The 4,936-nt window shown below is 63.2% G+C and carries 9 protein-coding genes and 2 pseudogenes; 7 read left to right on the top strand and 4 right to left on the bottom strand.

Features of this window, described 5'->3' with window-relative positions:
- On the bottom strand, positions 1 to 321 hold a 321-nt coding region (locus tag MKK60_RS03515), incomplete at its 3' end, for a hypothetical protein (RefSeq protein WP_243983959.1).
- A gap of 258 nt (positions 322 to 579) precedes the next feature.
- Entirely contained in the window at positions 580 to 1,341 is a 762-nt protein-coding gene (locus MKK60_RS03510) for a helix-turn-helix domain-containing protein (protein WP_243983958.1), read from the bottom strand.
- Positions 1,342 to 1,764: 423 nt separating this feature from the next.
- Here MKK60_RS03510 and MKK60_RS03505 point away from each other — a divergent pair, with 423 nt between their 5' ends.
- The 7 genes and pseudogenes from MKK60_RS03505 to MKK60_RS03475 form a co-directional block, all read left to right on the top strand.
- Positions 1,765 to 2,127 carry a type II toxin-antitoxin system RelE/ParE family toxin gene (locus tag MKK60_RS03505; RefSeq protein ID WP_279595922.1) on the top strand — a complete coding sequence of 121 codons (363 nt, stop codon included), beginning with the start codon at positions 1,765 to 1,767 and terminating at the stop codon, positions 2,125 to 2,127.
- Entirely contained in the window at positions 2,124 to 2,435 is a 312-nt protein-coding gene (locus MKK60_RS03500) for a helix-turn-helix domain-containing protein (RefSeq protein ID WP_243983957.1), read from the top strand. The genes MKK60_RS03505 and MKK60_RS03500 overlap by 4 nt, the downstream gene beginning before the upstream one ends.
- A gap of 133 nt (positions 2,436 to 2,568) precedes the next feature.
- The gene (locus tag MKK60_RS03495; RefSeq protein WP_243983956.1) at positions 2,569 to 2,868 is read left to right on the top strand and encodes an HU family DNA-binding protein; all 300 of its coding nucleotides are present in this window, start codon (positions 2,569 to 2,571) and stop codon (positions 2,866 to 2,868) included.
- Entirely contained in the window at positions 2,865 to 3,044 is a 180-nt protein-coding gene (locus tag MKK60_RS03490) for a hypothetical protein (protein ID WP_243983955.1), read from the top strand. The genes MKK60_RS03495 and MKK60_RS03490 overlap by 4 nt, the downstream gene beginning before the upstream one ends.
- Positions 3,041 to 3,343, top strand: coding sequence for a hypothetical protein (locus tag MKK60_RS03485; RefSeq protein WP_243983954.1), 303 nt, complete (start codon positions 3,041 to 3,043; stop codon positions 3,341 to 3,343). Before MKK60_RS03490 ends, MKK60_RS03485 begins: the two co-directional genes overlap by 4 nt.
- A gap of 78 nt (positions 3,344 to 3,421) precedes the next feature.
- Entirely contained in the window at positions 3,422 to 3,799 is a 378-nt protein-coding gene (locus MKK60_RS03480; protein WP_243983953.1) for a hypothetical protein, read from the top strand.
- 8 nt (positions 3,800 to 3,807) lie between these two features.
- A pseudogene (locus MKK60_RS03475) lies at positions 3,808 to 3,972 on the top strand (IS1595 family transposase); the annotation flags it as partial.
- Positions 3,973 to 4,260: 288 nt separating this feature from the next.
- Here the strand turns inward: MKK60_RS03475 and MKK60_RS28635 are convergent.
- Together MKK60_RS28635 and MKK60_RS03470 are read right to left on the bottom strand one after the other, a co-directional pair.
- Entirely contained in the window at positions 4,261 to 4,512 is a 252-nt protein-coding gene (locus MKK60_RS28635; RefSeq protein ID WP_409567358.1) for a DUF6894 family protein, read from the bottom strand.
- A 296-nt stretch (positions 4,513 to 4,808) separates the two neighbouring features.
- Positions 4,809 to 4,936: pseudogene (locus MKK60_RS03470) on the bottom strand (IS5/IS1182 family transposase); the annotation flags it as partial.

The following is a 4,936-nucleotide window of genomic DNA, read 5'->3' as shown; positions in this document are numbered from 1 at the left end:
CGGGAGAACGGCGGTGGTACGGCAGCCAAGCAGATCAGAGCCGTAGACAATGCCGGACCATCCTCCGAGACGTTCGCAAACTAGGACGGGCTCGGCCTCGCGAAGGCGGTCGATCTCCTTGAAGGGCTCGTTTTCACCGGGGCCATTTCGGACAGAGATAGTTCCATCGGCCTGATCGGTCTGATCCGCTACGCGGCCTTGCGTTGGACAAGCGTCCTTGCCGATCTCTCCTGGAATGACGATTGGAACGGCAAGCGGTGCCTCCTCGGCGCGGGCAAAATCTGGAATGGCCAGGGCAGCGAGGAGAAGCAGCGAGCGCATGTGGTAGACCTTAAAGCAGGCCATAAGCCGGCGCCGGCGGTTCCTGTTCCCCGCTGCATCGACCTTCACACGACCACCCGGCCCAAGGCTTCACGGGCGCGTTGCAGGGAACTGGCCCGCACTAGCCTGTCGTCACGTGCTCTCGGTGCTGGGGCAGCCAGTCGGCATTCGCGACCGGCGCGCGAGCGTCGAGAGGCCGGCGGCATAGCACCTCTTGCGGTCCAAGACCGGTCCGTCATGTCGAACGCCTGCGTGCGGCTACTGCATAGCTCGGCCCGCTCTACTCGGCTCGCGCATTCCAGATGAGGCTCTGACGGCAGGGTCGCCCGCCGCCTGTCGGCAGCCTTTTCGAGGGTTCCGAAGCCCTGATTTCACAGGGTATGAAACATCAGTAGGCGTGCGCTTCGCCGATTTGCACCCTCCCTCCTCTGCAAGGGAGGGGTGGGTGTCCAGCGCCGCCCCCTTCCGCGCCAGCCGCAGCCAAGCCGTCCACTCGGCCGAGACGATGCGGACCACGTTTGTGTCGTTGCGGAAGCTCGTCACGCGCCGCTCCTCGACCGTCACCAGCCCGAGCTTGCGCGCCTCTCGGATCGCGTTGCGCACCGTCGTCTCGGCCACGCCGACGATCGCCGCGAGGTGTCCGACAGCGAGGCGGCAATCCTTCCGGCGGACGGTCTCGGCCGCGACGAGGGCGAGCACCGCCTGCTCGGCCAGTGTGAACCGCGCCGCGAGAGCGGGTGGCAGGCGTCCAGAGGCTGACCAGCGGCGGCGGCGTTCCATCGAGGCATCCGTACGCGGCCGGGAGCCTGCGCGGCTCCTGGGGGCTCCGTTGGGACGCTGGGACAAGGTCGTGGGACGCTCAGACAACTGCCGCGCCTCAATCAGCCCGGACAGCGCCTCGGCCTCGGCTTCGGACAGGTGCCCCTCTCCGAACGCCTTCCACAGCGCGGATGCGACGGCCGGCAATGCGGCGCGCGGGGCCGCCTCCGCCTGCCGGCGGATCTCATAGACATAGTCCATCGTTCACGGTCCCTCACGGGCCGCGATCCAGGGTCCAGGCACGACTTATCGATGCGAGAATTGGCGTTCCCGCTTGACTCCCGAGGGGAGCGTATGGCTTGTGAAAGGAAGCGACTCGGCTTTCACAGCCACTCGATTTTTGCGGCCCTCCTGTTTGGCGACAGGGGGGCCGTAGTCGTTTCAGGGTCTATCTCGCGGCTTCGATCTCCTGATGCCGGCTTACGACTCGCCACAGGACGCGCCATAGCCGGACATGGCATGTCGGCTGGGCGGCACGGCTAAGTCAACGGTAGAGGCGAATGCGCCGACGCTAGCTGGTTTCAGCTTGAGGCGATGCGCCTTCCTACGTCTGGTACGCACTCTTCCGGCACCTGCGGCGCGGAAGCCACTTGTCGGAGTACGTAAATCACGTATATCTGGCTTATGCACGCGATCTGCGAAACTCATGCATTCCGACGAGCTGCCAAGGAGGCGGGGATGTCGGATGAGGAAATGAGCAGCCTTGTCGACTACCTCTCTCGGAACCCGCTTGCGGGCGACGAGATGGAAGGAACAGGTGGATGTCGCAAGGTACGGATCGCAGGCAAAGGTAAGGGCAAGAGCGGAGGTTATCGAACAATCACGTTTTTCAGCGGATGCGACCTGCCACTGTTCCTCCTGACGGTATTCGCGAAGGGTGACAGGGCAAACCTCTCGAAGGCGGAGAGGAATTCATTAGGCGATCTGTGCAAGATATTGGTGGCCGAGTACCGCAAGAAAGTCGTGAAAGTGAGGGCAGGAGCATGAGTAAGCGGGCATTCGACAAGATCGCTGAAGGCCTGAATGAGGCTATCGGGATCGCGCGTGGCGAGCGGGAAGCCGCCAAGTTCCACATCCCCGCTGAGATCAACGTGAAGGCGATCCGGCAGCGCCTGCATCTCTCACAGGACGATTTCGCCTACGAGTACGGCTTCAGTGCCAATCAGATCCGGGATTGGGAGCAGGGCCGTTCGCGTCCGCTCGGCGCCTTGCGCCTCTACCTTCTGATGATCAGTTATGACCCCGAGGCCGTTTTGGCGATGCTACGCCAGGCCGGCGTGAGAGAAGCAGCCTAGTCACTCGTCGCAGCTACGGGAGTCTGACACCTCAGCCTCAACATCCGTTCGGTCGGGCAGCACGTTAAGTCAACGTCGGGAGTGTCAGGCGGCGGGGTTGTCGTCTCCGGCGCGATGCGCTTCCTGCGCCTTCATGATCCGATCCGAACTCGTTCAGCACCTTGCCGACGCGAACCCGCAACTCTACGCGAGAGATTGCGAGGCCGTGGTCGACGCCATCCTAGGCCGGATCGCGGACGCCATCGTGGCCGGCGATCGTGTCGAGCTGCGCGGGTTCGGGGCCTTCACCATCGTGGAGGCACGAGCGAGAATGGGTCGCAACCCGAGATCCGGTGCGCCCGTCTCGGTCGAGGCGAAGTCGAAGCTGGTCTTCAAGACCGGCAAAGAGATGCGAGACCGGCTCAACCCGAAGGCGCGGGCGACGACGCCGTGAGCGACGACCCCTTCCATGAAGTCGTCGAAGCCCTCCCTACGATCGGCCTATACGTCGAGCCAACTGGCGACGACCTGAGCCTGTGGCTCGTGAATGGCGAGGAGATGACCGACACGGGCCTGATAAAGCTTGCCGCGCTGCTGGGCCTCGTATCCGGCTCCGCGACGATCCAATGACCGGCATTCCGAGGCACCTGCGCAACCCGCGCCGCTGGTACGACGCCGACGGCATCGAGCAGCCGCCGGCCACGATCGCGAACAGCAAGGCGAACGGCGCGCGCGGGCTTCTGGTGTTCTGCGAATGCGGGCACAGCGGCACCATGTCGTTCGACGGCCTGCCCGATGACTTCCCCGTGCCGGATGTCGCGCTACGGCTGGTGTGCTCGGCCTGCGGGCGGAAGGACCGGATCAGCACGCGGCCGAACTTCGCGGGCGTGCACACCGGCGCGGGGCCGAAGCTGCGGTCGGTGGAGTAGCGCGGCCGGCGGCTGTCAGCCGCGTTGCGCCACCTGGCTCACGCCCCTATCCCCGCCGGCCCACATCCGGCGAGACTCATGGCATCACCCGCACCGATCCAACCCACGCCCTCCGACGTTCAGGCGTGGCGTGACGCGCTTGAGGCCATGAAGCCCACGGTGCCGCCCTGTCCGGGGCTCTCGGCGCTGCGCTGGCAGGAGATGCGCGAGGCCGCGATCGACTTCCTCGATCGGTTCGGCGAGGACGCCATCGCCCTCGGCTGGACAGCCACCGACCTGTTCGGCGTGCATCCGACGGTCGGCGTGGTCCGTGTCGATTACTGCGGCGGCCTAATGATCAACGCGCGCCGGGTCGAGGCGATCGGCGACACCTGGATCCGCTATGGGAACCAGACCTTCCGGCGGGACCGGCCTGGGCGCCCCGTTGGCGTGCCGGTGTGGGAGGTCGGGCGGTAGGTGAGCCCTACCAGCGCGGCGGCAAGCAGCACCTGCACTGCTACCTCGCTGAGTTCGACTTCGGGTACAACAACCGGGTGAAGCTGGGCGTGAACGACGTTGAGCGGGCGCTTCGGGGCATCGTCGGCAAGCGCCAGACCTTAGTCGCCACTGTCCACCGCGATCCATCGTAGATAGTCCAGGGCAGATCTACGATCCTCGTTGGTTTGAAGCTTATGCCACAAGCGGAGAAGCTCCATTACGTCCCCGTGACCCTTCGATGCTTTTTGATCGAAGAAGCGGGCGATGGGGAGGTCAAGCAATCCTGCAATCGTTTTCAGGCGGAGCGCTGTCACCTCTTCAGCCTCGGAGAGGGAGGCGTTCTTAGGTTCAACCACTGAAAGCCATCAATACGGCTAAGGAACTCTGCAGGAATAGAAGCGTTCCAAGGACGAGCCAACTGCCTGGAATGTCGACCGGCATCAGAGCATCCTTGACGGCACTGCGGCCGCATCCAAGACTGTGAAGTCTAGACGGAAGAGGATTAACCCTTTCTCGTCAGTGAATTCCATCCTCCAGTCTTCGCCTAGAGAGATCTTACCTGCCGTGTGCTGAAATATCTCGCCAGCTAGTCGAATTGCTTCGTGTCGGGCTTGCTCCCACGAGGATAATTCAAATCCATCTTTATCTAAATAGTCTTCGCCATCGTAAATGTTGAAGTGGAAACGTAGCAAGCAGATTTCCCTCGTCAAATTGGCGGGGGCTAGAAGCCCTCACTCGTGCGCGTGCCAAGGATCAAACCGCCCGATTAATACTCCGCTAGCGAACTTTGCCGAAAGGCGACTGCTCAATTGACCAGTTCACGTCGGCTAGTCCATTAGTCGCACCGTATGTGCGAACGGTATCATCGCTAAAAATCTACGCGTCGAGTGCCGGCGGGGTTGAGGCAAGACTCGGGGAGGATAGAGACACTTCATCGAGCGGATACGCCTGGGACGCTCGTGGTGAGCTTAAAGTCTAAGACCCTGTTTCATAAAGCTCGGGCGATCCGTCTGACGAGGATCATGGCTGCGGCGAGGACGAAGAAGGCGAGCGCAGAGGACGGGGTAGCCTCGTGGTCGCGAGCCAACCTGCGGCAGCGGGCGATCCAGCCGAAGC

The sequence above is a fragment of the Methylobacterium sp. J-092 genome (assembly GCF_022829325.1).
GTDB lineage: Bacteria > Pseudomonadota > Alphaproteobacteria > Rhizobiales > Beijerinckiaceae > Methylobacterium.
The sequence above is the reverse complement of the archived record's forward strand: the minus strand, read 5'-3'. Positions and strand labels throughout refer to the sequence as shown.